Annotated in this window: 19 protein-coding genes, 1 tRNA gene and 2 pseudogenes; 9 read left to right on the forward strand and 13 right to left on the reverse strand. The window is 58.4% G+C overall.

Annotation, left to right across the window (positions count from 1 at the left end; translation table 11 throughout):
* Positions 1 to 91 precede the first annotated feature (91 nt).
* Positions 92 to 2,614, reverse strand: a complete 2,523-nt coding sequence (locus tag GFS31_RS02370) for a sigma 54-interacting transcriptional regulator (RefSeq protein WP_198806699.1) — start codon at positions 2,612 to 2,614, stop codon at positions 92 to 94.
* 125 nt (positions 2,615 to 2,739) lie between these two features.
* Entirely contained in the window at positions 2,740 to 3,543 is an 804-nt protein-coding gene (locus tag GFS31_RS02375) for a D-alanyl-D-alanine carboxypeptidase family protein (protein WP_198806700.1), read from the reverse strand.
* Positions 3,544 to 3,694: 151 nt separating this feature from the next.
* On the opposite strand from GFS31_RS02375, the gene GFS31_RS02380 reads away from it, so the two are divergent.
* Both GFS31_RS02380 and GFS31_RS02385 read left to right on the forward strand, forming a co-directional pair.
* Entirely contained in the window at positions 3,695 to 4,678 is a 984-nt protein-coding gene (locus GFS31_RS02380) for an AEC family transporter (RefSeq protein ID WP_198806701.1), read from the forward strand.
* Positions 4,679 to 4,776: 98 nt separating this feature from the next.
* Positions 4,777 to 5,214: a peptidoglycan-binding domain-containing protein gene (locus tag GFS31_RS02385; RefSeq protein ID WP_198806702.1), complete on the forward strand. Its 438-nt coding sequence runs from the start codon at positions 4,777 to 4,779 to the stop codon at positions 5,212 to 5,214.
* 170 nt (positions 5,215 to 5,384) lie between these two features.
* On the opposite strand, the gene GFS31_RS02390 is transcribed toward GFS31_RS02385, so the two are convergent.
* From GFS31_RS02390 to rnhA, 9 genes are all read right to left on the reverse strand, one after another.
* On the reverse strand, positions 5,385 to 8,867 hold the full coding sequence (locus tag GFS31_RS02390) for an FG-GAP-like repeat-containing protein (RefSeq protein WP_198806703.1): 3,483 nt from the start codon (positions 8,865 to 8,867) through the stop codon (positions 5,385 to 5,387).
* A 326-nt stretch (positions 8,868 to 9,193) separates the two neighbouring features.
* Positions 9,194 to 9,325: a hypothetical protein gene (locus GFS31_RS21205; RefSeq protein WP_263974885.1), complete on the reverse strand. Its 132-nt coding sequence runs from the start codon at positions 9,323 to 9,325 to the stop codon at positions 9,194 to 9,196.
* Positions 9,326 to 9,821: 496 nt separating this feature from the next.
* A tRNA-Met gene (locus GFS31_RS02395) sits at positions 9,822 to 9,893 on the reverse strand.
* Between the two features lie 123 nt (positions 9,894 to 10,016).
* On the reverse strand, positions 10,017 to 10,538 hold the full coding sequence (locus tag GFS31_RS02400) for a methyl-accepting chemotaxis protein (RefSeq protein WP_198806704.1): 522 nt from the start codon (positions 10,536 to 10,538) through the stop codon (positions 10,017 to 10,019).
* A complete protein-coding gene (locus GFS31_RS02405; protein ID WP_198806705.1) occupies positions 10,477 to 11,292 on the reverse strand; it encodes a Cache 3/Cache 2 fusion domain-containing protein in 816 nt (271 codons plus the stop codon). The genes GFS31_RS02400 and GFS31_RS02405 overlap by 62 nt, the downstream gene beginning before the upstream one ends.
* A 520-nt stretch (positions 11,293 to 11,812) precedes the next feature.
* Positions 11,813 to 13,921 (reverse strand): peptidoglycan DD-metalloendopeptidase family protein, encoded by a 2,109-nt coding sequence (locus GFS31_RS02410; protein WP_198806706.1) that lies wholly within the window; start codon positions 13,919 to 13,921, stop codon positions 11,813 to 11,815.
* 593 nt (positions 13,922 to 14,514) lie between these two features.
* Positions 14,515 to 14,982, reverse strand: a complete 468-nt coding sequence (locus tag GFS31_RS02415) for a tRNA (cytidine(34)-2'-O)-methyltransferase (protein WP_198806707.1) — start codon at positions 14,980 to 14,982, stop codon at positions 14,515 to 14,517.
* A gap of 200 nt (positions 14,983 to 15,182) precedes the next feature.
* On the reverse strand, positions 15,183 to 16,334 hold the full coding sequence (gshA, locus tag GFS31_RS02420; RefSeq protein WP_198806708.1) for a glutamate--cysteine ligase: 1,152 nt from the start codon (positions 16,332 to 16,334) through the stop codon (positions 15,183 to 15,185).
* Between the two features lie 232 nt (positions 16,335 to 16,566).
* Positions 16,567 to 17,052 carry a ribonuclease HI gene (gene rnhA, locus GFS31_RS02425; protein WP_198806709.1) on the reverse strand — a complete coding sequence of 162 codons (486 nt, stop codon included), beginning with the start codon at positions 17,050 to 17,052 and terminating at the stop codon, positions 16,567 to 16,569.
* Between the two features lie 195 nt (positions 17,053 to 17,247).
* On the opposite strand from rnhA, the gene GFS31_RS02430 reads away from it, so the two are divergent.
* The 4 genes and pseudogenes from GFS31_RS02430 to GFS31_RS21645 all read left to right on the forward strand — a co-directional run.
* Complete coding sequence (locus GFS31_RS02430) at positions 17,248 to 17,760, forward strand: hypothetical protein (RefSeq protein ID WP_198806710.1); 513 nt, start codon at positions 17,248 to 17,250, stop codon at positions 17,758 to 17,760.
* 54 nt (positions 17,761 to 17,814) lie between these two features.
* Positions 17,815 to 18,408 (forward strand): annotated as a pseudogene (locus GFS31_RS21635) (AAA family ATPase); the annotation flags it as partial.
* Between the two features lie 131 nt (positions 18,409 to 18,539).
* A complete protein-coding gene (locus GFS31_RS21640; RefSeq protein WP_410503864.1) occupies positions 18,540 to 19,424 on the forward strand; it encodes a hypothetical protein in 885 nt (294 codons plus the stop codon).
* Between the two features lie 34 nt (positions 19,425 to 19,458).
* Positions 19,459 to 21,231 (forward strand): annotated as a pseudogene (locus tag GFS31_RS21645) (DNA polymerase III subunit gamma/tau); the annotation flags it as partial.
* Positions 21,232 to 21,250: 19 nt separating this feature from the next.
* Here the strand turns inward: GFS31_RS21645 and GFS31_RS02450 are convergent.
* Positions 21,251 to 21,601, reverse strand: a complete 351-nt coding sequence (locus tag GFS31_RS02450) for a phenylpyruvate tautomerase MIF-related protein (protein WP_198806711.1) — start codon at positions 21,599 to 21,601, stop codon at positions 21,251 to 21,253.
* A 248-nt stretch (positions 21,602 to 21,849) separates the two neighbouring features.
* Here GFS31_RS02450 and GFS31_RS02455 point away from each other — a divergent pair, with 248 nt between their 5' ends.
* Positions 21,850 to 22,623 (forward strand): phycobilisome rod-core linker polypeptide, encoded by a 774-nt coding sequence (locus GFS31_RS02455; protein ID WP_198806712.1) that lies wholly within the window; start codon positions 21,850 to 21,852, stop codon positions 22,621 to 22,623.
* Here the strand turns inward: GFS31_RS02455 and tyrS are convergent.
* Positions 22,620 to 23,858 carry a tyrosine--tRNA ligase gene (tyrS, locus tag GFS31_RS02460; protein WP_198806713.1) on the reverse strand — a complete coding sequence of 413 codons (1,239 nt, stop codon included), beginning with the start codon at positions 23,856 to 23,858 and terminating at the stop codon, positions 22,620 to 22,622. The genes GFS31_RS02455 and tyrS overlap by 4 nt on opposite strands.
* Before the next feature lie 176 nt (positions 23,859 to 24,034).
* Here tyrS and GFS31_RS02465 point away from each other — a divergent pair, with 176 nt between their 5' ends.
* Positions 24,035 to 25,954 (forward strand): transglycosylase domain-containing protein, encoded by a 1,920-nt coding sequence (locus GFS31_RS02465; protein ID WP_198806714.1) that lies wholly within the window; start codon positions 24,035 to 24,037, stop codon positions 25,952 to 25,954.
* 214 nt (positions 25,955 to 26,168) lie between these two features.
* Positions 26,169 to 26,453, forward strand: coding sequence for a hypothetical protein (locus GFS31_RS02470; RefSeq protein ID WP_198806715.1), 285 nt, complete (start codon positions 26,169 to 26,171; stop codon positions 26,451 to 26,453).
* The last annotated feature ends 220 nt before the right edge of the window (positions 26,454 to 26,673 follow it).

Here is a 26,673-nt window from a genome sequence, read left to right on the forward strand (position 1 = left end):
ATGGCTGACGGTGGTGGGTGCGCCCATCACCGTTTTTACTGGGTGATTTCTCTGGGGTTGCTTGGGTAGCGCTGTGGCCCTCTCTCCAACGCTAGTACCCAACAATTAGCCCCCACAGGCTGATGCCGTAGACGAGGGTGCAGCCCTGCTGGCCCCAGCGAGACAGACCTGCCTGACGATGGAGCTTACCCGTCAGCCCTAGGGAGAGGATAACCCCTAGCAGTAGCGTCACGCCCTGGAGAAAGGCCACCACCGCTGGATCGGCGATCCAAAAGGGCCAGGGAACATCTGTGAGGCCCAGGGTGTCGCCCAGCACAGGCAGGACTCGTCCGCCCTCTAGCAAGCCCAACCGCAGATAGTGGGCGAGATTGGCGGCCCACACTAGGGGCAAATAGCCATAGGCCAGTCTAATAAAAGATCGCGCTGCCAGGGTGGGATAGCGCCACCGCAGCAGACGGTACAGCCCCTCTAGGGCGAGGGGGAGCCCAGCGGGCAGGGTCAGCAGCAGCATCGACACAAGGCTGTGCCCAGCCAGGGTATCCACAGGCAGGGCAATGCCCCACTGGGTTTGAATTTCGGGCAGACGGTGGAGATAAACCGCCCCCAACAGCAAAAACATCAGCGCGACTTCGTAGGAACGGGGCTGGTGGGTGGTCCACAGTTCAATGCCGGGGGGGCGCAAGTTGAACTCCACCGAGCGGTGGGGGCAGGCTTTTAGGCAGGTCATACACAGCACGCAATCGCGGTTGTCCTCCAGTTGGGCCGGGTGGGAATAGAGGGGGCAGCCGAGGGTGTCCTGGCCTTCTCCCTTGGCGGGGCCACCTTTGTAGCATTGATAGGTGGTGCATTCCGCCGAGCAAATGCCCTGCTGGGCGCGAAGTTCCGTCATGGAGAGCTTGGCGAAAAGGCCGTTCATACCGCCGATGGGGCAGAGGTAGCGACACCAAAAACGGCGTTCAAACAGGGCGGAGAAGATCATGGCCCCGGCGGTAATCAGCAGCAGCAGGCAGGCGGAGAGGTAGGCGGTGTCTTCCAAGTCCCAGACCTCTTCCCAGACCAAGATCAGGGCAAAGAGGCCAAACATGAACCAGCCGCCCCAGCGATCTGCCGCCTGTCGGGGCCAGCGTTTGCTTAAGCCCGGAAACCACTGTTGAGTCAGCGTTTGGGTGACTTCGCCGTAGATCATAAACGGGCACACCGAACACCACAGCCGTCCCACGAACGGAAAGCCCAGCAAAATCAGGGGCCACCACCAGGCCCAAAACACCGTGAGGGCGGCGTTGTGCTGCCGTGCCTGGGGGCCAAGGCACAGAACGCCCACCACCACCGCAAACAGCGTTAGGGTGAGGCCGTAGTTGATGCGATTGGGCCACCAGGGGCTGCGTAGAAAGCGCCGCAGTTGGGGATAGCGGTTGAGCAGGTTCAGCCGCAGCAGGCGTTTTTTCCCTTGGTTGGGCCAGATCAGTTCTTCGGTGATGGTGTCGCCAGAGACCCGTTGGGAGGCGGCCCGTTCCACCAGGCTTTGGAGTTCCCGCAGGTTGTTGGGGAAGTCGTAGGCTTGGAGCCGTCGCAGGGCTTCGGGGGCCAGGGTGAGCCGCGCTTGCCGCCGCCGCCGACACCACAGGGCCAGGTAGTAGTTCACCCAGTCGTCGATGTCGGCTTTGCGTACCCGCAGGGGGGGCACCTTGATGCGGTGGGCTACCCGATTATCCAGTGCCGCTACCGCCTGTTCAGAAATCAGGATAATTCGGGCGTTGGAAACCTGCATCGGCACCGTTTCCCCCTCGCGGCTGACGGGCTGGTACTGCCCGGTTTGCATCAGCCGCGCCACGGGTTCCCGCAAATCTGGATCCAGTTCCCCCGGATTACTGAGTACCAGGGTGCCTTCCCCCAAGGCTGCCAGCAGTCCCGGCTTTCCCCCCGCTCGTCCAAACAAATCTGCCCCGCTGGCCTGAAGTTGGCTGCAATCCACCTGCACCATGGGGGTACGCCGCTGGCTAGATCCATAGTGAACCAGGGCGGCGAGGTTGTCCTTTTCTAGGCCCGGTTCGCCAAAAATCAGCACGGGTTGACGATCCGCTGCGGCCTCGCGCAGTTGGCCCCGCAGCCGATCTGCATAGCGACTGCGGCCCACCACCCCTCGGCTGGCCCGCGTCACCAGGTAGGGGCGCAAAATGGCCTGTCGTTCTTGCTCGTAGCTGAACTGAAAGGAGAGCCGCCGCACCGCCTCTACCAGTTGCCGGGTGAAGGTTTGCAGAATATCTGGGTAGTCCTGCACTAACCGCTGGAACTGGTCTCGCTCGACAAACCAGAGGGTGCTTTCGGTGAGGGTTTGCACCGTTTGCGCCACGGGCTGATTGAGTAAGAGTGCCTCCAGATTCAGCACCGCACCGGGCAAAAAACTGATGCCCCCCACGCCAGTTTCCAAGGTTTCTAGTTTGCCCTGCCACAGCAAATACAAACCCTCTGGGGGCTGTTCCGCTGTGACCACGGCCCGATGGGCGGGCAGGGTTATCACCTGAAGGCAGCGGGCGATTTCGGCCAGGGTGGCCGGGGGGAGCAGGCCGAGGGGGGTGCGCTCCTGCAAAAAGGCAAGGCGGTCGGATACAGTCATAACAGCTATCGCGTCATCGAGACACCGGAGGTTAGCCCCATGATGACTGGAAATGCGCTCTGGGTGCCCCTGGCATTACTCAGCTTAATCATCATCGCCGCTGTTTACTTTTGGCGGGTGGAGGCCTAGGGGTCTTGCTGATAAAACGTTTCCAGGCTGTCAATATCACCCGTAAAGCGCCAGTGCCAGGGCTCGAAGGCAATGCCCTGATCGTTATTGCGCGGGAAAGAGAGCTCAAAGCCGTAGCGGCTGGCGTTGGCGTCCATCCAGCGATAGGCGCGGGTGTTTTCAAAGGATTGGCTTAGGTGGGTGCCCGTTTGGGTGCCGTCACCGATGTCGATGGCGTAGCCCGTGTGGTGTTCGCTATAGCCGGGAGGGGCGCTAACCTCGGCGCGGGTTTGGGCATCTTGGCCACGGGCGGCGCGGACGCCAAAGAAAATCTCCTCCTGCTCGCGATGGGAGCGAAACCCTGAGAGTGGGACGATCTGCGCCCCATCCTGCCGCGCTGCCTGTACCATCGCTTCAAACTGTCTGGCCGCGCTGGTGCGGAGCCGAATCTGGCGGTTCATCGACAGGGGCACCAGATCAGCTTCGGGGGCTTCGGCATAGGCCCGATGGCCCAGCAGGGTACGGCTGGTGGGGGCCAATTGCAGGGCACGATTGCGAGCCTCGGTGCTAGCCATGCCCGCCTGGGGAGCCACCCCCGACTGAGCAATCACGCCTTGCATGGGCTGTACCCCCTGAACGGACGACCCGCGATACCAGGCCATCCCACTGCCTGTCGCTAGGGCTACTAGCATCACCAGTCCGGCGACCGCCGCCCATCGCCCCCAGCGAGGCAAGGCCCGCCAGGGATATCCCGTCTTGGGTTGGCGATACCCTAGGGGTTGGTCTCGAGTCGCTTCTGGGAGATCGTCCAAGGGCAGCATAGGGTTGGTGCAGAGTTCGATATCATTATTACCCCTGGACTGGACGCCATGACAACCCGCCTTGACGCCCCTGGGTTCCGGCGGCACCATAACCAGACAGTAGGGTTCACCACATCCAGGCAGAGCGGCCTAGGGAAGAGAGCATCAACTTATGCCACTGTTTGGGGTTTTGCTGCGGCTGTATCTGCCCATTGGAGCGGGAATTTTGGCGGGGGTCGGGCTGGGGCAAGCCTTGACCTACCTCCAGGTAAGCCAAGCGCCCAGCCAGCGTTTATACCAGCGGTTCCCCTTGGCCCTGGGCAAGTTTTTATTCTGGGTGGGCATTCCGGTCAGCATTGTCGGCTTTATGCGACGAGCGGATTTAACCGGGGCGGTCTACGTTGCCCCAATGGTGGCCTGGGGGGCTATGCTGCTGGGCCTCCTGGTCAGTCGTCTGTGGATGACCTGGCGGGGATCAACCTGGCCCCGCCCCACCCAGGGCAGCTTCTCCCTCGCCTCAATGCTGGGCAATACGGGCTACATTGGTTTTCCGGTGGTGTTGCTGCTGCCTCAGTTGGGGGTGGGGGTATTTAGCTGGGCGCTGTTCTACGATGTGCTGGGCACCCTGTTTGGAGCCTATGGCCTCGGCGCTATTTTGGCCGCCCACTATAGTGACCGTCCCCAGGGGCTAGCCCGCCCCGCCTGGGTTGACTGGCTGCTGGAGGTCATACGCAATCCCATTATTTTGGCCTTCCTAGCTGGGCTAGCGTTGCGGCCTGTTCCCCTACCCCCTACCCTAGAAACCGCGCTGCAAAGCCTATCCTGGGGCGTTATCATGCTCTGTCTGCTGTTGATGGGGCTGCGCCTTCAGCAAATTCGCACCTGGCAACACCTCTCTCGGGCCGGGGCAGCGACAACGATTAAGCTGCTGATTATGCCCCTCGTCGTCGGGCTAGGGCTGACGGCCATCGGCATTGATGGGCCACCGCGCCTCGTGATGGTGCTCCAGTCTGGGATGCCCAGCGCCTTTGCCAACCTCGTATTGTCCGAAGCCTACAACCTCGACCGAGAGCTCTCCGTCACCTGTGTGGGACTGAGTTCGGTCGGGCTACTATTAACCTTGCCGCTTTGGCTCTGGGGGTTTGCTCCAGCCTAGAAGAATCCCCCGTCTCTGGGCCTCCTAGGCTCACTCCAGATGCCCGGTGCGCCCGGTGCGCCCCTTGCCTCCTGTTCCCCTGTATCCCTTGCCTACCCATGCCTGGAGTCCTTCCTTCGCCTACCTTCCCCTGGCCCAGCCCTCTCCCCCTTGCGCCGGGAGATCAGGGAGAAGCTGTTCAGCACCTCCAACGCGCCCTCGCCCAAGGGGGCTGGTATCAAGGGGAGATCGACGGATACTACGGCAGCAACACGGCCCTCGCTGTCCAAGCCTTTCAGTCTCACCAAGGGCTCCCAGTCAACGGCATCGCTGACCCAGACACCTGGCAATCTCTCCTGTTTAGCCTAGAGCCCCAGCGTATTTGGGCCGTGCTGCCCCTACTCTCGGCTGATAGCCTTACCTTTACGCCCCTCGTGGTGGCTCAGCCTTCTCCGCCGCCCTCGCCCCTATGGCTGCTGCTGATGGCCTTTATTCCCCTGCTAGGAGGGGGGCTCACCTACCTCCACCACCATTGGCAAGTTCGCCGCAAACCCTAGGCAAGCCCCTAGCATTGGCGAAGAGCCCATTGATTTGCCCCCAGCCCCAGGTCTCGCCTTCAGGCGGTTTTGCCAGACATGGAACCCGTTGGGCCATCGCCGAGGGCTTGGGGGTCAATCGTGGCCGTCCTGGGGGCCATCCCACGGGGCGACCCCCAACCTCGATGGGGCTAGGCTACCGTCGTTCTCACAATCACATCGTTGAAGTCGCGGTCGCCGCCGCCCCAGGTGTCTTCGTAGCCCAACGTATTTTGGCCCAGCAGCCGCACATGGCTTTGGCGGTCGCCATTGGCCGCGACGTGGTTAAAGAACACCCTGGGGTCATTCCCAGGATTAGTATCCAACAGGGCCGACACGGGGCCACCTACCACCAGGAATGTACTGAGCAGTTGGTTGGTGGCCAAGGTGGCGGTGACGGTGGTTGTGCGGTCATTGCGACCCACCAAGTCGCCCACCGCCCGATTCGCTAAGGCCGCCTGTAGATAGCCTGCCCCACCGGGTTGAATCAACGTTCCGGTCAGGGGATCGCGTACCCGGCCCTGGGTATCTTCTACACGGTAGAAGCCAACGGTGTTATTGAAGGTAGACGCCTGAGTCATCTGGAATCTGAGGGTGAGGGTGGATGAGCTTTGGCCCCTGAGATCCAGGAGTCCGCCTGGGGTGGCTAGGGTGGGGGCGAGGCTGTCGGCACTGCTGCTGAGGGTGAGGCTGGAACGGGCGGCAATTAGAGGACTGACGGCGCGGGTGGGGGCACTGGTGACGCTCTCCCGCCGTCCAAAGCCATCGGTATAGCTGGCGGTAACGGTCATGGCCCTGCCTACTTGGGCCTGGGTGAGGGTAAATGTGCTACTGGTGGCTCCCCGGATGGCGGTTCCGTCGGCCCGCCACTGGTAGGAAATGGGGCCGAGGCCATCGCGGTCGGCCAGGGTGTTGCTGGCGGTGAGAATTTGGCCCTGGGTGGCGGTGCCGCTGATGCGTACCGTTCCCGTGGGGGCATCGTTGATATTAACGACGGCGCGGGTGGGGGCACTAGTGACGCTCTCCCGCCGTCCAAAGCCATCGGTGTAGCTGGCGGTAACGGTCATGGCCCTGCCTACTTGGGCTTGGGTGAGGGTGAATGTGCGATTGGTGGCTCCCCGGATGGCGGTTCCGTCGGCCCGCCACTGGTAAGAAATGGGGCCGAGGCCATCGCGGTCGGCCAGGGTGTTGCTGGCGGTGAGGATTTGGCCCTGGGTGGCGGTGCCGCTGATGCGTACCGTTCCCGTGGGGGCATCGTTGATATTGACGACGGCGCGGGTGGGGGCACTAGTGACGCTCTCCCGCCGTCCAAAGCCATCGGTGTAGCTGGCGGTAACGGTCATGGCCCTGCCTACTTGGGCTTGGGTGAGGGTGAATGTGCGATTGGTGGCTCCCCGGATGGCGGTTCCGTCGGCCCGCCACTGGTAGGAAATGGGGCCGAGGCCATCGCGGTCGGCGAGGGTGTTGCTGGCGGTGAGGGTTTGGCCCTGGGTGGCGGTGCCGCTAATCCGTACCGTTCCCGTGGGGGCATCGTTGACGGGAGTGACATTAAAGGTCACGGTGCCCGGTGTCGCGCTCAGAAACTGGCCATCGCTAACTTGAAACTGAAAGCTGGCGTAGGCCAAGCCGTTGGCATCAGCGGCGGGTCTGAACTTCAGTTGGTTGAGGTTGGCCACGGCAATGTCTTGATTTTCGGTAATCAACTCGCCAGCATTGACCTGGTTGTCGTTGTTAGCATCGAGGAACAGTTGCCCAGCGGTGGGTAGTTGGGTCACACGAATCCCTTGCAATGTATCGCTTGTATCGGCATCGGCAAAGGGGAACAGATGACTGGCAAAGGTGAACACCGTGTCTTCATTGAGGGTCAGGGTGACGTTGCCTGTGGTTGGTGGGCTGTCGTTGTCGGCGATGGTGATTGTCTGGCTGATGCTATTGCCCAGCATAAGACCCGTGGAGGGGTTGTTGAGGGTAAGAATCGCTGTTTCGGTGCCCTCAGGAATGGCATCGTCGATGACGGTGAACGTGATAGAACCTGCGGTAGCTCCGTCGGCGATGGTAATGATGCCGTTATTGCTCAGGCCGTAGTCCTCGGTGGTGATACCCGTGCCGGAGACCCCAACGGCTACGGTCTGGTTGCCTGTAACAGCACTGGAAGCCGTAGCCGTAACGGTAATTTCTGTGGTTCCGGCTTCGCTACCTGTGGTAGCCGAGACAGACAGGTTAACCGCAGGCGGGTCAGCAATGGTTAGCGTTGCGGAACCCCCAGAGGTGGAGGCAATGACAACCTGGTTGCCGGAACGCAGCGAGGTAGCAAAGTCGATGTGGCCATCCCCATTGAAGTCGCCCAGGGCAATGGCGTTGGGTTCATTGTCTAAGGCTAGCCTGATGTTGCCTGAGAATCCGCCCAGTCCATCCCCCAGGTACACCCTCAAACTGGTGTCGGACGAATGACGATTAGCCGTGACAAAATCAAGGTGGCCATCGCCGTTAAAATCGCCGACTGCCACCGAGATGGGCGATGTACCAACGGCTACATCGGTGGTGCCAGAGAAGCCCCCTGCGCCATCTCCCAGGCGGATAGAAACGGTACTAGTCCCGTTGTTGGCCACGGCCAAATCGAGGTGGCCATCGCCATTAAAGTCGCCCAGCGCCACCGACTGAGGCCGGAACCCCGTCAACACAGTATCCGCAGCGGAGAAGCCCCCTGTGCCATCCCCCAGGCGAATGGCAACACCACCGAGGCCGAAGCTAGCCACGGCCAAGTCGAGGTGGCCATCGCCATTAAAATCGCCCATCGCCACCGACTGAGGCCCGGCACCAACGCCGACCGCCGTCGCCACAGTGGAGAAGCCCCCTGCCCCATTCCCTAGGTGAACCAGGAGGTCGCTGCTGCCACTCGTGTTGAGGGTGACAAAATCGAGATTCCCATCGCCATTTAAGTCGCCGACCGCCAAAAACTCAGGAGTTGAGCCGACGGCTGCATTGGGAGCGGCGAGAAATTCGCCTAATCCGTTGCCCAATCTGACCGCAACACTATTAATATTGCTGCCGAGATTGCCACTATGAGCCGTGATGAAATCAAGATTGCCATCGCCATTGAAGTCACCAACCGCCACAAAACGGGCAGCCACACCACCACTAGGTAGATTGGTACTGCCCGAAAATCCCCCTAAGCCATCCCCCAGGCGCAGGGAAACCGTATTGTTCAAGCTAACCGTGATGAGATCGAGATTGCCATCGCCGTTGAAGTCACCCACGGCCACCGAGATAGGGAAAGCATCCACAGTGGCCGACCCCAGGGTCGTCAGGGAGGGAAGGATGGTGTAGCCAGTCCCCGAAGCAAGGGTCAATCGCACGGTTTCGTCAGGGTCAGCCAGACCGTCATTGATGGCATTAACCAGCAGGGTGGCTGTGGTTTGCCCCGCAGCAATGGTAAAGCTGCCGCCCGTGACGGCGGTAATATTCGTACCTGCGATCAGGGTGTAGTCCACCAAGTTAGTGGCGGTGCCAGCCAGACCATAGTTGACCGTTAGACCACCGACGGGGGCAGGGCCATCTAGGGTGATGGTATAGAGCCCTTGGGTGATGCCCTCAATGGGATTGGTTCCGGCTGTGATGCTGATCTTGATGGTCATTGAGCTATGTCCTTAAAAATAAAATGCAGCAAATGCATAGGCAGATACAGGGCACAGCGCCCCAGGACTTGGCCCTGGGTAAAAGCACCCTAGTCAGTTCCCATCTCCCCTGCCGCAGCGGTGGCGACAGGGGGATGAGAGGCATGAAGTATCGGCCCAGGTTGAGCCCTGGCTACCTCAAATGGATTAGATCAGCCAGGGGGTGAAGACGCTCAAATGAGTGCTCCCACGCACGCTTGAGGTTAATCAGAAGGCGAACGACCAAGAATAAGCGCGATCTGAATCGCGCAAACATCCCACAGATAACCACGTAATCAGGCTTCTAGTTATCGGAGGAAACTGCCGAGAAAATCTAGCGCCCGATGGTCGTAGTTTTCCCAGCATACCCACCCTTGTCGGTAAAACCGACAGGCCACCTCCCAAAAAATGCCCAAGGTCGTGAAAGACTGAATCTTCATAAATGTCACCACAACACCGCTGTGCTCAATTCCCTAAATTTTTCAGAATAATGCCGATCCCGCAGCGGCTGGGTAGGATCACACGCCTCATAAAATGACTCAAGATTCAGTATGGGCCAGGGCTAAGCTCAACCAAAACAACACACCCAAAATCGCACTGCCTACTATAAAGTGGCCGACCTATTCATGCCCTGCTGGGCAAGCTGTTTACCAGTGCTTAATGCCCCGGTTTCCATGCGGCAAAGCTAGGCAATCCTACCCGCCAGAGAACTCTTCCCTAGCGGGTTGACTGACAAAACTGGCTAGAGCCCATAGCTGTTAGAGGGGCAGGAGACCTGACCCCTAGGTGAACCCAATGCTGTGGGGGCATGGTTTTCGCGCCCACAGCAAAACCTTTTGTCGGCTAGTCAGCTTCCCTAGACATCGCTGGGGCTTTAGGTTCTCCGACAACTGAGTTTTTGGTAGATTTGCCGCACCTAATTTGGAGGCGGTAAAATGGCTCAGGCGTGATTTGAACACGCGACCAAGGGCTTATGAGTCCCCTGCTCTACCACTGAGCTACTGAGCCGTAGCATGGCGCTGAGTCCTACAAACTCAACCCACGATTAAGAACTATAGCATAGAACGAATCACCTCCCAAGGGGTTGCCTAGGAAAATGGAAGAAAAAGGCGAAGTTTTTGATCGGGGTGCTTACCAGCGGAACTGACTGACTAAGCCCTGAAGTTCCTGGGCCATGCAAGAAAGGTTGGCTACCACCGCGCTGACCTCTCCCATGGAGTGGGAAATCTCCTTGGTGCGCTTTAGGTCAGCGACCGCAAGCGCAATGTGATCAACCTGGTGGGAGACAGCGTTGAGGGCATTGAGGGCGTTGTCAATGCCTTGGCGATGGAGCACCACTTGGCTATGGCCCGCCTGGACGGTGGTGGAGGTCTGTTTGAGCGTCTGCATCAAGTCAGCAACCGACTGCTGAATCTCCGCTGTACCCTGTTTTACCTCATCGGAAAGGCGGCGAATTTCCTTGGCTACAACGGCAAATCCCTGGCCAGAATCTCCGGCCCGTGTTGCTTCAATGGCGGCATTCAGGGCTAGCAGGTTGGTTTGCTGCGAAATGTCGTGAATTAGCGTGGCCATGTGATCGATAGTTGCGGTTTTATAGTCTAAATTGCCGATGGCCTGGGAAGACGCCCCCAAACTTTGGCGAATAGCCTGCATTCCTTATTTCCGCCTGACGAGCAGCCTGTTCTCCCTGTTGAGCTAGTTGATGAGTTTCCTGAGCACCTTGGGTAATCTCTGCAATATTGGTGACGACCTGCTCCACCGTGAGCATAACAGTTTGAACACTGGCCCCTAGTTCTTGAGAGGTCGCTGACATACTGTGGGCCGCCTGGGCAATTTGGCCCACCATGTCTTGGAGCTGTTGCTGCATTCGCGCTAGGGCCAACAAGATATGATTAAATTCTCGATTAGCCCGCGATTGATCTTGGTTTAGAACATTGGTTGAAACTCGTAGTAATCCCTCAGGTAAGTACTGGAAAATCGTTGCTGTTAACTGAGAAGAAAACTTCATCCGATCTACCAGTGCATGGCTCTCCCACAAAGGCTGCCCATCGATGGTGAGCATGGGCACATCAACGGCGGTAGTCTGCTGGCTAATCTGGTTGGTAATAGTCAGGGTGCGGCGGTTTTGCTCGTCTAGCGAGATGGTTCCCCCCTCCGCCAAAATGTACTGGGCTGTCGCCAAATCAGCATCGAGTTTCTCTAGGCCGAGCTGATGAACAATACGAGCCTGCTCAATCAGGGTCTGGGTGTGGTGCTGCAAATCCTGTTCCACCTGCACAAGGGTATGTTGACGGGTGGAGCCATAGAGAACGGCCCCTAGGGTAATGACGGGAACAGCAACTAAAAGAACCATCACCGACAAAAGCTGCGTCCGAAAACGCCACTGTCTGACCCGCAGGTTTACCACGATCTTCGCTCCTAAATTCTTGAGTAGCCGGATTCAACCTGGAACGATCATGGACAACATCCTGGGCACCGCAGGGCTTTCCATGCCACCAACCGTAGCGTCGCTTGGGGCGTGCTTCTCTAATCTGGCATATGGAATCCAGAAACAAGCTGCAAAAACCTTAAAAGAAGTCAAAACTCTGCTTTTTGACTGAGCCCGAAGGGAAACCCCCCTACATAAATTGGAGCTTGCCTCGTTGAGGACGCAGCGCCAACGACAAGCTTAGTCTGGGTGAGATCAGCCTTTCCCATTGAGGTAAGGCTTCGATCAGTTCAGCCTGAGTGGGATCGGCCTTTCCCATTGAGGCTTTGACAGGCTCAACCGGGGTGAGATTAGCCTTTCAATCGGGGATAGATGACCGGGATTTAGGATTGGGGGGAGCCACTCAAACCCAGGCAAAATTCTGTACAAAAACGGGCTAACCCCCGCAAGAGTTAGCCCACTTTACCTAAGTTTTAGTTTTCTTGATGGAGACCCTTGCCTAGCGACGCGGCAGGTGAGCCATGGGGTTCACAGTTCCGGTTCCGGGCAGGTGAATCTCAAAGTGAAGGTGGGGGCCTGTGCTGCGGCCTGTGCTACCCATCTCAGCAATTTGCTGACCTTGGGCAACTTGCTGTCCTTCCCGCACTAGCAGGCGGCTGTTGTGGGCATAGCGGGTTAGGCTACCGTCGGGATGACGAATGTCCACTAGGTTGCCATAGCCGCCGGAGTTCCATCCAGAGCGCACCACGACACCACCCGCCGCCGCCACGATGGGCGTACCCACAGGGCCAGCCACGTCAATGCCCCGGTGCATCCGGCCCCAGCGCCAGCCATAGCCAGAGGTAAAGACGCCGTGGGTTGGCCAAATATAGCCGTTGAACCGATTGGGAGCTTCGGGCAGGAAGCTGTCAGAGCCAGGAAGCAACGGCATGGATGGGGAAACCGTTTGGCCAGCTTCCACCGTGGGGAAGGGGCGATAAGCTTCAGCGCCCATGGGAGCCGCCGCTAGCAGGTTGCCTCGGTCTAGGCGAGACTCGGGTGCCGTGGCGGGCAAGTTAGGGAGCTGCACCTGGGGAGCCAGTGCCACTTGGGGCGAGGGGGCTTCGACGTCAGCCGCCACATCCGTCACCGTCCAGCCTTGGGGCTCAGCGGTTGCGGCATCGGCCTCGACCACGGGAGCGGTAGCAAGGCGGGAAGACAGGTTGGGCAGGACAGGGCCAGAGGCAGGCGTCCGAGCCACTTCTGGGGTTGCCTCCTGTTCAAAGGTAGACTCCCGAGCCAAGAGGGCAGAACTCTGCGCCACGGGCGTTCTGGGTTCTGCGGTTGCGCTCACTTCGGGATCCGATTGTGCCGCTGAAGGCATGGTGCGGGTACGCTCTAGCTCCAGTCGAGCCTGACGAATCCGCTCGTTGAGCATTTCCCGATCAACGAGCGTGCCGTTAGATTCCCGAATTCGCGCCAGGTGATCTTGAATGGTTTGCTCACGGGTGCGAGCTGGGGCGGCTGATGTGGAATGAGTCTCCGTATCAAGGCTATCTACCGCAGCAATGACTTCTGAGGAACGATCAACCTCAGCAGACGCATCGGGAGATGGCTGAGCTGGGGGCGCAGCGGCCACGGGCTGAGAGGCAGGGCGAGGGGATGGCCTGCTCACGGTGGTTGGTGAGGTCTCGTGCAGGGCCCTGCTCATGGGCAAGGGTGCAGCCTCTGAAGTCGGGCTGGTCGCTGGTGCTGCTGGTCTAGCACTATCGAGGCCAGCGGGGACAGCCGCTAGATCGACCGCTGCATCCTGCCATCCGTTCGATGCGGCGGTAGCTGTCTCAGCCTGGGGTTGGGGGGCGGTGGACAGTGCTTCACTGGGCTGAGCTGCTAAACGCTCCTCTTGGCGGCTGTTCTGATCGGCCTCACTCCAGGATGATGAGGGTGCGGCTGTGGCCAGGGAAACAGAGTCATTGGCTGGGGCGGCAGGGAGGCTGTCCTCAGCCAGGGCCAAGGCATTGTCTTCCAAATCCTCGGCTTCCGCTTCTAGCTCTAGGGGGTCGGGGTCAGCGCTAGACTCCAGCGTTACCCAGCCTTGGCTCAGCCCATCGACGGAGAGGAGGGCGAGGGAACTGGGAGCCTCGGCCATATTCAAATCTTCACCACCGACAGCGCCGGGGGCGGCGGCCATGGCGGTCATGCTTTCCGTGGGAAGGCGAAGTACCTGACCTTCGCGCAGAACGTCGGTTTGGGAAATACCGTTGACGGTTTTGATGGTGTCTACATCGGCTTGGTGACGAGCCGCGATGTGCCAGAGGGTGTCACCCTCGCTCACCGTGTAGTAGTCCGCCGGAGCGGGAGGCACAGCACCTAGGGGAGCCATAATCACGGGCTCCTGCACAGAGGAACTGGCAGCGGGCAAGACCACAATGGAAGACCCTTCGGCAGCTAGGGCAAGACCCGGAATCGAGACTACCGAAGCCGTTGCTCCCACAGAAAGGGCTAAGCCCAACATGCTGATTGGAGCGTTTACCTGCTGGCGACAAACTCCTACGAGCCCAATAGCCTCAGAGTCATCGCTGCGGATGGGGGCTGAGACGAGGGACTGCTTTCGAAATACACGCTTCAAGGAACGACCTCCTGTAAACCAGTGCTCGACGTTTTGAACATTGCCGCTTTGGCGACCCGATGGAACGAAAAAGTATCGCTCTAACGGCTTCAAAACCCAAATGAACAGCGAAATCCAAACAGTTGCACAACAGCGAACTCAATGAACCGGGCTTAGCTAGGTAAGAATACCTTGCAGGTGAGACTTAGGCAAGTTTACACAAGTCAAGGGAAAAATCAATGCCCTAGGCTATCCCGATTGTGCAGAGGGGCTCGATAAAACACCGAGGGCTTCTGAACACAACATATAGGTTTAACCCCATAAAAAACGATTTGGCAAGCGTGGGCTCTGGGAGTGCCACTTTTAGAATCACCTCAAGCCACCAAGCATTCGGGGGGCGGCCTTTTGATAGCGTTGATGGCTAGAATCCTTAAGGGACAAGGGCTGTGAATGATTTTTCACAGCCTAAAACAATGAATATTCTCCCCTCTTGATCCCTGTTTTTTAGCCTTTAGGCCATGTGCATATGAATTTCTTATCTAGATGAGCAACATTTTGTAGCGGGAATCACTTCATCTTTAGAAACCATTGTCCTAGCCCCCCATCGGTCGTTGTTAGGCGGATGGCCAGTGATCCAACTGTCGCAGCGCCTCGAATAGGCCAACGGCAGCGCTACTCGAAAGGTTGAGACTTCTCACGGCCTGACGGTTCATGGGAATAGATACCACCTGTGTACACTGTTCCATGACTGCCAGTGGCAACCCTTGGGTTTCGCTGCCAAAAAGCAGCCAGTCCTCAGATTGGTAGGCCCAGTCGGTATAGCGACAGGTGCCAGAGGCGCTAAAAGCGATGGTACGCCCCCCCAGCGACTGGCGATGCTGTGCAAAGCTGGCCCACTGGTCGTGGAGCGTGAGGTTGACGTGGGGCCAATAGTCTAGCCCTGCCCTCTTGAGATATCGATCACTGAGATCAAAGCCGAGGGGGCCAACTAGGTGGAGATGAGTATTGGTAGCCGCGCAAGTACGGGCAATATTACCCGTATTTGGCGGAATTTGAGGATGGACAAGAACAAGGCGAGGCATGGCAACACAAAAATCAAGACGCTAAAAGTAATCACAAGATTGCTCTTTTGTCTACAACCTATAGAAAAGTTTTATCTTTTGGTGTAATTTTTGACCGAGGAGCCGATGCTTGCCGCAAAGGTCTGCCGCGCCACAAAAGATAACCTCAGATTATCTAAAGATTAGCTGATCTGATGAGTTGAGATAGACGAGGAAATGGCCTAGGCAGCGCAGGGTTCGCAGAGGTCTTGGGCCAGCTGATCCTCCTGGGTTTGCACGCTTTGGATCGCCCCCCGCAGGATGGATGGCACCGATTGACCTGCTTCGTACTGCCTTAGCCAGCGCTGGGCTTCGTTGCCTTCTCGCAAAATTTTCTTGATGGGGCTGAGGAAGCAACTGATGCCGTTGGCCTTGGCGATGGGCCATACCTCATCATAGAGCTGCTGGATCCATTCCTTCGCTATTAAGGAACGGCCATCTTCCCAGTGGCGTAGTTCGGCCTCTAGGCTGTGCTTGGCGGCGGCCATTTCGTTGGCATCGCTAAGCTGCACGAGGTCACGGTTGCGGCTCTCGGCGGGGAAATGGCTCATCACCAAGGGATCCAAGTCAGGATTTTGAATCAGTTGCATCAAACGCGCCTCTAGCAATGCCGTGACCGCGAGCAGGCCAATGGGGTCGCTGATCAGGTCGCAAATCCGCAGTTCTAGGCGGTTGAGGTTGTAGGGACGGCGATCTCCGTTGGGCCGCACGGCTGACCACAGATGGCGGACGTTCTGCATGGTGCCTGCCGCCAGTTGTTTTTCCATCCAGTGGATATGGTGGGCGTGGCTTTCAAAGAGGGGGACATGGTTGGGGGTTTTTGGGAAAACCTGCCAGCGGCTAGAGTGGGAACCCGTGGCTTCCCCATTCAAAAATGGCGAGGAGGCCGTGAGCGCCAGGTATAGCGGTGCTTCCACTCGCACCAGGCGACAGGCCCGCATCAGGGTTTCGGGATCGGAGATGCCGATGTTGATGTGAATGCTGGCGGTGACGACGGTGGTGCCGTAGGTTTGCTCGATGTAGCTGTGGTAGGGGTTGCTGAGGTCGGAGCGGAAGAAGCGATCCGTGGGGCCGAGGGCCAGGGTGCTGCCGGGGATGAGGGTGTAGTCGCCTAGACCGCGTAGATACTTTCGTAGTTCATGGCGGGGGCGCACCAGTTCGCAGAGGAGTTTCTCGTACTGGCAGAGGGGTGGGGTGGTGTATTCCACGTTGCGGCTGTCGGGCTCGCGCACAAAGCCGTTGAGGTCGGCCACAATGCGGTCGGATAGTCCGACGATTTCCCCGCTGGGGGTACCCGTGTACATTTCTACTTCAAAGCCTTTGGACAGCAACACGGCAACCCCCGCAATTTAAGTTTCAAATTTTCTCTATATATAAATAGTATCGGTCGTGCGCTGCCGCCGAAGGGCGTTTATGATCGTCGGCTATCCGCACACCTAGCCTAGGCCACTGTGCTCAGTCCAGGGAGGACTACAGCAAATTAGCTCCCGATTTCGGACGATAGACGCTTTCGGGACATGGGTGACTCCATGGCCCGAGTCCTTCCTGACTTAGGGAGGTGGTCGCCTACAGGGTGGTGAGATCAATGGGGCGATTGGCGGCAAAGGCACGGGCGATGGTGTCGCAGCGTTCGTTGCCCACGTTACCTGAATGGCCTCGCACGTATACCCATTGCAGGGGTTTGTCTAGGGTTTGGTTGACCTCGGTGGTCACTTGGTCGAGCTGCTCCCACAGGTCGCGGTTGAGAACGGGCTTTTTGGCGGAATTCACCCAGCCTCGGCGCTTCCATCCAGCGATCCATTGGGTGATGCCCTTCAGGACGTACTCGCTGTCGGTGTAGATGGCGGCGGGTGCCGTTTGGCCACTATCGCGCAGCCAGGTGAGTCCAGCGATGGCCGCCTGCATTTCCATACGGTTGTTGGTGGTTTGGCGAGTGCCACCCCCCATTTCGTGGATGCCGCCATCGGCAAAATACAGTACCGTGCCCCAGCCCCCTGGTCCCGGATTGCCGGAACAGGCCCCATCGGTATAAATTTTTTCAACCACCGCCATCGTGTTATTACAACTCCTCAATACGGGGGATGTTGACCCCACAAAAACTTCACCCTACCCCAGTGCGGAATGGGCCGAGTTTAGGGCACATTAGAAGTAATACCCCAATCCTTCCCAAGGATAAACCGCTAAGGTCATGGGTAGGGTGCGTCGCCTAAGATTCCCTGTTACCTCCTTTGCCGCCCAGGTAAGCCCATGCTGCTACGCGAACTTGAGGCCTTTGAAGCCTGCTGGCTAGACTTGAAAGACCAATACCCAACCAGCCGTGACGATAACACCCTCATTGCCCACGCGATGGGGCAAATTGTGGACTTGGTGGAAAAACCTGACCAAGTGGAGCGCAACCTGCCTGAACACCTCAAGATTTTATTTCGGCGGCTGGCGATTGCCTATTTTCAGGGATATATTGCTCACCAGGCCCAGCCCAAGCCCACCCAGGCGGTGCTCAAGCCTCTGGCTATGGCTACTCCGGCCCGGGTGGATACCGCCGTCCAAACCCCGCTTGAACCGATAGCACAACCCGATCACCAACAAAAACAGGACATTTCTGCTGCGGTGGAGCAGGTGCGCCAGTTGGCCAATCAAGCCCAAGCTCGTCTGCGAAAGGCTAAGGTGAGCCGCGACTGCCCCGTTCCTAATGGCTGTAGCATCGAGGAAATGGAGACCCTGATTGTAGACTTCCCAGATCACTGGCATACCAACGCCTAGCGTCCTTGCCCCTAGCTGTGGCCCAAGGTTGGATAGGCAGGGTATCTTAGTGCTATGGCCTACGAACCCCTGCACCACAAGTATCGTCCCCAGCGGTTTAACCAACTGGTGGGCCAAACGGCCATTGCCACCACGCTGACCAATGCCCTGAATCAGCGGCGGATTGCTCCGGCCTATCTGTTCTGCGGCCCTAGGGGCACGGGTAAAACCTCTAGTGCCCGAATTTTGGCCAAATCCCTCAACTGTATTGCCCAAGATCACCCCACCCCAGAACCCTGCGGCACCTGCGAAACTTGCCGATCCATCACCAACGGCTCGGCCTTGGATTTCATTGAAATTGACGCCGCCAGCAACACGGGCGTTGACAACATCCGCGAACTGATTGAACGCGCCCAATTTGCCCCGGTGCAGTGTCGGTACAAGGTTTACGTCATTGATGAATGCCTGACCGGAGACTCCCTGGTTCTCACCGCCGATGGCCCTATGAGAATCGACAACCCCGCCATTGAGGGGAAACAGATCCTCAGCTACAACGAGCAGTCCCAACAGTGGGAATGGAAACGGGCGGTGCGATGGCTAGACCAAGGAATCCGCCCCATCTTGGAAATTCAGACCACCCGTCGTAAGATCAGGTGTACTGCAAACCACTTGATTAGGACAACGGAAGGATGGATTGCCGCCGGAAAACTTCAAGCGGGACACCAAATCTTATCCCCTGCGCCTGCGGGTGCGGCAGCCTCATCTCTGCTGTTGGATCCGACCATCGACCGCGCCGCTTCGTGCGGGGACACCAATTTAAGGGCAACACCTACGGCCAAAAGCCCTACAGCGCTGAGCGTATTGCTGAACAAGCAGAACGTTTGCGTCCCCATTGTCAATGCGGCTGTGGAGAGAAACTCAACATTCCAGCCTTCCTTTTACAAAAAGGGAAAGGGCTCAAGAGTATCCAATCCTATTGGGACAGGCATCCCTACAAAAAGTCTCACGGACTCTGGGAGAAACGAACGGAGCAGATTGTCCAACAATCCCAAAGCCTCTCCACCGAAGTCCTGGGGCTCATCTACGGCACCCTCCTGGGCGACGGATCGATTGTCTACCCTAATTTCCACAGTCGCTTTCCCCGCTTGGTCTGGACGCACGGACAGCGGCAGCAAGGCTGGATGGAATACAAAGCCGCTAGGCTCTCCTGTTTGCAAACCCGGTGCTACATTGCCGCTAATGCAGGATATGGCGCAACCTCCATTTGTGGCCGTACAGCTTGCCACCCCGACTTGGTGGAGGTCTTCCATCGGGTCAGAGGAGTCAGTGGGAACAAAACCGTCACCCAAGACTGGTTATCCTGCATTACCCCAGAAGGTTTGGCCTGGTGGTACCTGGATGATGGATCCCTCAACCTTAGTCCACAAGGTAGCCCCCGGATTCAGTTCCACACCGAAGGCTACTCCCCCGAAGAGAACCACCTCATTGCAGCATGGCTTACCGACCTGGGGTATGCGGCCACATTCCGCTCCTACACAAGGACTCGCAACGCTAAGCAGTACTCCTACATTGCCTTGGGTGCGAAGTCAGCCCGCAAGTTGTTGGCCGACTTGCGACCATTCTCCATCCCAACCATGGACTACAAATTTGGAGACGGTCGTATCTGCCCGCCACGCTGGGGTTGAGGCGGTTTACGACATTGAGGTGGAAGACAACCACAACTTTGTGGCCAATGGGTTGCTGGTGCACAACTGCCACATGCTCAGCACCGCCGCCTTCAATGCCCTGCTAAAAACCCTGGAGGAGCCGCCCAGCAATGTGGTGTTTGTGCTGGCCACCACCGACCCCCAGCGGGTGTTGCCGACGATTATTTCTCGCTGCCAGCGGTTCGACTATCGGCGCATTCCCCTAGAGCCGATGATTGACCACCTGGGCAAAATTGCGGCCCAGGAAAATATCGCCATTAATGATGAAGCGCTACGGCTGGTGGCCCAGGTTTCCCAGGGGGGCTTGCGAGATGCCCAGAGTTTGCTGGATCAGCTCAGTTTGCTAGAGCCGCCCGTGACCGCTGATGCGGTGTGGGATTTGGTAGGAGCAGTGCCAGAGCGGGATTTGCTGGCCCTGGTGCAGGCCATCCTCACCGACGATAGCAGCACCGTGTTAGACCAGGCCCGTAAGCTGATGGATCGAGGCCGGGAACCGCTGATTGTGCTGCAAAACTTGGCCGGGTTCTACCGAGATTTGCTGATTGCCAAAACGGCGGGCAGTCGTCAGGATTTGGTGGCCATCACCCCCCCCACCTGGGCGGAAATGCAAACCCTGGTGCAGCGTCTTGAACCCTCGCTCTTATTGATGGGCCAACAACACCTCCGCAGCGCCGAAGCTCAGGTGAAAAACACCACCCAGCCCCGTCTATGGCTGGAGGTCACGCTATTAGGACTGTTGCCATCGACCCTCGCCCGCCCGATTCCGGCGACTTCTGCCATGGGAGTCGCCCCTCGTCCGGCAGCGCCCCCACAACCCGCCGCCCCCCCACCAGAGAAACCCGCTGCGCCCAGTGCGCCCCCGCCAACCCCGACCGCTTTCACCTCGCCGCCAGCATCCGCCCCATTGCCAGATGCTCCTACGTCCGATCAGGCTCCAGCGGCCCACGTCCCAGCGGCCCACGCTCCAGCCACTCACCCCTTAGCCACTCACCCCCCAGCTAATCGCCTTGCTGATCCAACGCCAGTACATCCAACGCCAGTACAAGGGTCGGATCAAATGCCGCCGCCGAATAATGGCCAGGGTGCCACCGTTGCCAGTGGCGATTTGCCCCATCTGTGGGCGCAGGTGATTGCGGTGCTAGAGCCCTTGGGTACCCGTGCGCTGATGCTTCAGCAGGGCAACCTAGTCTTTTTTGATGGCACCGTGGCCAGGGTGGGGATTAGCTCTCGGCCCCTGTTTAAGATGGCCCAGGGCAGGGTCGAAAATGTGGAAGCGGCCTTCCAGAAAGTCCTTAACCGAAAAGTCGTCGTTTCCCTGGAGGTGTTACCCGACCCAAAGCCTGAGCCCCCAGCCCCAAACATTTCCCAGGCACCGGGGCAGGGGGTAGCCGAGCCGCCCACGGCCCCCTATCCCCAATATCCAACGACGAATGCGGCCCCTACTCCTGCGGCCAACTCACCCCAAGCCACGGAGTCAGCCGCTTCCGTTCCCGTTTCTAACCCCGTTGCCCCCGTACCGACAACGGGAGACTCAACCTCGCCAGTCTCGCCCATGGCGTCTACGGTGGCGGCAGACCCCATGGCCAGCGCCATGCCCACCAGACCACCTCTGCCGGAAATTGCCAGCGACTTTGATCGGGCCGTGAAGAATTTTGCCCAGTTTTTCAATGGGCAGGTGGTGGACATCGACGACGACCTAGACCTGCTATTGGGTAGCCCTAGCCCCAAACCCTCCACGGCGGCGGCTCATCAGCCCTCCCACCCCGATAAGGACGTGCCCTTTTAGGTCACTAACCCTAGGCAACCTAGCCAAAGGTGCCGCCGTTCCAGCCCCACATGGCCCCGGTGGCATCGGCAAATTCGATATAGACGCGGTTCTTGGGCACCCCTAGGGCGCTTTCCACGAGGGCACAGAAATCCTGGCTCATGGCCTTGGTCTTGCTGCCCATGGTACCCACGCTTTTGATTTCGAGGTAGCAGACGGGGTCGGTGGTGCCCGCAAAGGTCATGGGAACATCAGCGGTAAAAGCTGTCATCACGTAGGATTCGGGCTTGCCCAAATGGCTGGCTAACCGGGCGGAGAGATCCTTCAGCAGGTTCTCCACTTGGGCCTTGTCGGGGGACGGGATAGAAGTTTTCACCTGGATAAGTGGCATGGGCGTTGCTCCTGCGAATGGGGTCACTCCTAGGGTAGATCGTTTGGAGAGGGCTGGATTGTCCCTGTAGCAAAGGATACGCGACTTCTACGGGCATCGCCACCGTGATTTATTGCAAAGAACTGTGAGTTTCTACCACGAAAAATATTAAGAAACGCATCGAAATAGATAGGGAGGCGCTCTCCTTGGGAAGCTTAAAGGTAGCTCAAGATTTTCAGGCGTTATCCCTAATTGTGGGGAGGTTGACCATGACCGTAATCAATGAATTGACCCCCAAAGAAATCACAGTAAGCCGTCAGTCTGACCGTGAGGAGCGGCAAACGGCCCTGCGCCAGATTTATGCCCAAGTTCTAGAGCGTCAGCCCTACGCCTACGAACGAAAAGTATTGGCTAAGGATGAGGAAGATTTCCTTAGAAATAAAATTGGTGTCAAGCGTTTCCTGCGTATTTTGGGCCAGTCTGAGGTTTATCTGAATGAGTTTTACTATGGCTCCTCAAACCTAAAATTTATCGAACTGTGCTTTAAGCACTTCATTGGCCGTGCTCCCAAAGATGGCGATGAAATGCGCGAATATTGTGATGTTCTCATGCGTCATGGCGTGAAGGAGTTGATTACAGCCCTGCTCGATTCTGACGAGTACGATCATCACTTTGGCTGCTTTACTGTGCCCCATGCTTGGACGGATGAGCAATACCCTTCGCCCCGCACCTATTGGGAAACGGACGTTCTGCTCCATGAGCTCCATGGCCGCCGGGGTTGGGTGCTGCCCACCATGACCTGGCACGATCTCCACCTCAACTGCGACGGTGGGAGTTGTGCCCTAGATACCGCCCCTGCCTCCGTATCTCAGCCCATGAGCGTGCCGACGAGTCCTACCCCCTCTACGGCGGCGATGGGTGCCCTGCATCAGGTGCTCAGTACCATGAGCCCAGCGGATATTGCCGCCTTTGCCCAAACCCTCTCCCCCGGCGAACGGGAGAAACTGCGGGCGATGCTGATGCAGCCGGTGGGTGCTTCCTAGTCCACAAGGCGAACAAACTTTTTCTTGCCCACCTGAATCACCTTGCCCAGCAAATCGGCTGGGCTAGCGAACTCCTGGTTGGGGTCGGCAAGCTTTTCGCCCTCTAGTTTGACCGCTCCCCCCTGGATTTGGCGGCGGGCATCGCTGCTGCTGGCACAGAGGCCCGTTGCCCCCACCAGGTAGAACAGCTTGGCGGGAAATTGAACGCTACTCAAGGAAAATTCGGGCACCCCTTCGGCGGGTTCCCCGGTGCCCTGCACTAGGCTGATGGCGGCCTGTTGGGCCTGCTGGGCCGCATCGGAGCCGTGGAACTGCTCGGTGACGGCGAGGGCCAGTTGCTTTTGCTGGTCTCGCGGATTGCTGGGCAGGTTGTCTAGGGGCAGGTCGGTGAGCAGTTCAAAGTAGTTGCGGATCAAGGCATCGGGCACCTTCTCCAGTTTGGAGTACATGGTGAGGGGGGCTTCCTGGAGGCCGACGTAATTGCCCAGGGATTTGGACATTTTCTGGTGGCCATCGGTGCCCAGCAGCAGGGGCAGCAGCATCCCAAATTGGGGCGTTTGGCCAAAGTGGCGCTGGAGATCTCGGCCCACGGCAATGTTAAATTTTTGGTCGGTGCCGCCCAGTTCCACATCCGCCTGCACCGCCACAGAATCGTAGCCCTGGAGCAGAGGATAGAGAAATTCGTGCAAAAAGACGGGGTTGCCCTTTTCGTAGCGCTCGGCAAAGCCTTCCTTGGCTAGCATTTGCCCTACGGTCATGGTGCCCAGCAGCTCGATAATTTTGCCCAAATCTAGGCTCGATAGCCACTCGGAGTTGTAGCGAATCTCTAGGCGTCCGGGGGTGTCGAAATCTAAAATTGGGCGCACCTGTTCGAGATACGTTTCGGCGTTGGCCTTCACTTCGGCCTCCGTGAGCTGGCGGCGCACCTCAGATTTGCCTGTGGGGTCGCCAATGCGGGCCGTAAAGTCGCCAATGATGAGGACGGCAGTATGTCCGGCATCCTGAAATGCCCGCAGCTTACGCACCGGAATGCTGTGGCCGAGGTGAATTTCGGCCCCGGTGGGGTCAATGCCTAGCTTGACGCGCAGGGGCCGCTGGGAGGTTTTCAGGCGATGGGCCAGATTTTGCTCCGGGTCGCTAGAATGGGGCTGATCGGGAAAAACCTCGCTAATTCCCCGGTAGATGCCCTGAAGCTCAGGGGGCAGGGCGAAGGCGGAAGGAAGGTCTTGGGCCATGGTGCAAGAATGGTTTACTGAGCTAGGGTGCAGTTTGTCGGGCGGCGGGCCGGATCGGTCTGACAAGTCGCGACTATAATTGCAGCTACTCACCGTTTGAGGCGGTTATAAGCTGCCAGGGGTGTCGTTCCGCTGAGACCGTTCCTGACGTTCTTCATTAAATACTGATATCTAACGTGTCTACAAATACGATTCGCCAAAAAACTCGAACTCAGCCTAAGCCCCTGCGCCGCAACACGGGGGTGCTGAAGTATGTGCAGGATGTTGGCCAAGTCACAGCGGCTACCCTGCTGGGAACCACGATGCTGGTGAGTGCGGTGGTGGCTGGAGGGTTGGTGGGGCTGGCGATCAGCTTCCGCAACCTGCCCGATGTGCGGGTGCTGCGGAACTATGCCCCCAGCGAAACCAGCTATATCTACGACATTGACGGCAATCTCCTTTTCCGTCTCCACGACGAAGCTAACCGCGAGGTGGTAGACATCAACGACATTTCGCCCCACCTCAAGCGGGCGGTGCTGGCCATTGAAGACAGCTATTTTTATTCCCACAACGGCATTAACCCCAGCAGTGTGGGCCGTGCCCTGTTGGCCAACGCCCAGGCTGGATCGACGGTGGAGGGTGGTTCCACCATCACCATGCAGTTGGTGAAGAACCTGTTCCTCACACCGGAACGATCCATTAGCCGGAAGGTGGCGGAGGCCGTTTTGGCCCTGCGCCTAGAGCAGGTGTTCTCCAAGGAAGAAATCCTGGAAATGTACCTCAATCAGGTCTATTGGGGCCACAACAACTATGGGGTGGAGACAGCCGCCCAAAGCTACTTCAACAAATCGGCGCGGGATCTCACCCTACCCGAGGCGTCGGTGATGGCAGGGTTGATCCAAGCCCCAGAGCGCTATAGTCCCTTCAACAACTATGGAGCCACCAAACAGCGGCAGGCGATGGTGCTAAGCCGGATGCGCCAACTGGGCTGGATTTCCGCTGAGGAGCAGGCCAGTGCCCAGGGGGCTCCCCTGCTGATTGGTGAAATCACCTCCTTTGGCAGCAGCAGCGTGCCCTACGTCACCGATGCCACGGTGCTGGAACTGAAGGATCGCTTTGGTACCGATGCGGTGCTGAAGGGAGGAATGCGCGTCCAAACCACCATCGACCTCACGATGCAGCGTCAGGCGGAGGAAGTGGTGCGTCGCCATAATAGCCGCATTGCCCGCATGGCCGACCAAATGGCCCTAGTTGCCATCGATCCGCGCACCCACTTTGTGAAGGCAATGGTCGGTGGTGTTGACTACAGCAAGAGCCAGTTTAACCGCGCCACCATGGCCCAGCGCCAGCCCGGTTCGGCCTTTAAGCCCTTCGTGTACTACGCCGCCTTTGCCACCGGACGCTACGCCCCCGACAGCAGCATTGCCGATACCCCGGTCAGCTATCCCGACGGCTACCGTTCCTACAGCCCCCGCAACTATGACGGATCCTTTATGGGAGATATCTCCATCCGCAAGGCGCTGGAGGTGTCTCGCAACGTGCCCGCTGTGAAGTTGGGGCAAACGGTAGGCATCAACAACATTATTGAACTTTGCCGCACCCTCGGCATCCAAAGCCCCATGCTGCCCGTGACCTCCCTTCCCCTTGGGGCGGTGGATCTCACCCCCATGGAAATGGCCGGAGCCTATGCCACCTTTGCCAACAACGGCTGGCATTCTGACCCCACCTTCATCGTCCAAGTTACCGACAGCAGCGGCAACCTGCTGCTCGACAATACCCCGAACCCCCAACTGGTACTCGACCCCTGGGCCGCCGCCGCCCTCAATGACGTCTTGCAGGGGGTGATTGTGCGCGGTACGGCCAGAAGCGCCGACATTGGCCGTCCGGCAGCGGGCAAAACCGGAACCACCGACTCCCAGCGGGACGTGTGGTTTGTGGGCTATGTGCCCCAACTGGCGACGGCGGTGTGGGTCGGCAACGACAACTACCGCCCAATGCGATCCGGGGCCACGGGGGGAACCTACGCCGCTCCAGTTTGGCGAGACTTCATGCGCCAAGCCCTAGCTGATGTGCCCGTTGAAAACTTCCGACGGCCCTCAGACTTTGTACGGCCCTAGGCGCAGCGGCATCTCGCCTCGCGATCATGGGCTAACGTTGACCTGAATTGCGCGGCAGCAGCGGCGTTGAGAAGAATGTGCTACCTTCCAGGGTAGACCCATGAAACAGGGAGTTCAGGGCTCGATCTGGAGACGGTGAGTAAGCCGTTCGCTGAGGACATCTCAGCGAGTGCCGACGGCTTAACGCTTCTCCCAACGGCGGCTTTCGCCACGGATGGACTTCCCTGTTGGCTTCTTCACCCTATTCAAGGCTCTCCCCATGGAAATTGAACGTCCTAATGCGGCTCCCCTCACCAAAGCTGACCTCGCTCACCTAGAAACCCTACGGAGGGTTGTAGAACACGCCGTTGCAGATGGGCTGATTACCAACGAGGAACGGGAGGACATTGCCCGCGTGATTTGGGCGGATGGTGAAGCAACGCCCGAAGAACTCGATCTGGTTCAAGACTTGGTTTGGTCAAAGTTGTCGTCTGGAGACCTGATGGTGGATTGGAGCTAACCTCCTGTTCTGTCCCTGGCCTCTCGTTAATGGAGCCTCGCCACTGATCGCGCTTTCCCGGACGTCTTCCTAGCAAGGCTGCCTAAAAAGTCCTAGATTTGCCAACCTCCAGAACCAGATCCAGAACTTTTCAGAACTTTCATGGATTGGCGAATGGGCGGCTATAACCGAAGATACAGTCATCCTGTAGACTCGCGTGTGCTCCAAAGCCAAGACCGGG

Origin of the sequence: Leptolyngbya sp. BL0902, from assembly GCF_016403105.1 — a bacterium.
Taxonomy (GTDB): domain Bacteria; phylum Cyanobacteriota; class Cyanobacteriia; order Phormidesmidales; family Phormidesmidaceae; genus Nodosilinea.

Coding starts and splice junctions, on each gene's coding strand:
- GFS31_RS02370 (WP_198806699.1), bottom strand. CDS start 2,614: ATGACTGTATCCGACCGCCTTGCCTTTTTGCAGGAGCGCACCCCCCTC.
- GFS31_RS02375 (WP_198806700.1), bottom strand. CDS start 3,543: ATGCTGCCCTTGGACGATCTCCCAGAAGCGACTCGAGACCAACCCCTA.
- GFS31_RS02380 (WP_198806701.1), top strand. CDS start 3,695: ATGCCACTGTTTGGGGTTTTGCTGCGGCTGTATCTGCCCATTGGAGCG.
- GFS31_RS02385 (WP_198806702.1), top strand. CDS start 4,777: ATGCCTGGAGTCCTTCCTTCGCCTACCTTCCCCTGGCCCAGCCCTCTC.
- GFS31_RS02390 (WP_198806703.1), bottom strand. CDS start 8,867: ATGACCATCAAGATCAGCATCACAGCCGGAACCAATCCCATTGAGGGC.
- GFS31_RS21205 (WP_263974885.1), bottom strand. CDS start 9,325: ATGAAGATTCAGTCTTTCACGACCTTGGGCATTTTTTGGGAGGTGGCC.
- GFS31_RS02400 (WP_198806704.1), bottom strand. CDS start 10,538: ATGCAGGCTATTCGCCAAAGTTTGGGGGCGTCTTCCCAGGCCATCGGC.
- GFS31_RS02415 (WP_198806707.1), bottom strand. CDS start 14,982: ATGCCTCGCCTTGTTCTTGTCCATCCTCAAATTCCGCCAAATACGGGT.
- rnhA (WP_198806709.1), bottom strand. CDS start 17,052: ATGGCGGTGGTTGAAAAAATTTATACCGATGGGGCCTGTTCCGGCAAT.
- GFS31_RS02430 (WP_198806710.1), top strand. CDS start 17,248: ATGCTGCTACGCGAACTTGAGGCCTTTGAAGCCTGCTGGCTAGACTTG.
- GFS31_RS02450 (WP_198806711.1), bottom strand. CDS start 21,601: ATGCCACTTATCCAGGTGAAAACTTCTATCCCGTCCCCCGACAAGGCC.
- GFS31_RS02455 (WP_198806712.1), top strand. CDS start 21,850: ATGACCGTAATCAATGAATTGACCCCCAAAGAAATCACAGTAAGCCGT.
- tyrS (WP_198806713.1), bottom strand. CDS start 23,858: ATGGCCCAAGACCTTCCTTCCGCCTTCGCCCTGCCCCCTGAGCTTCAG.
- GFS31_RS02470 (WP_198806715.1), top strand. CDS start 26,169: ATGGACTTCCCTGTTGGCTTCTTCACCCTATTCAAGGCTCTCCCCATG.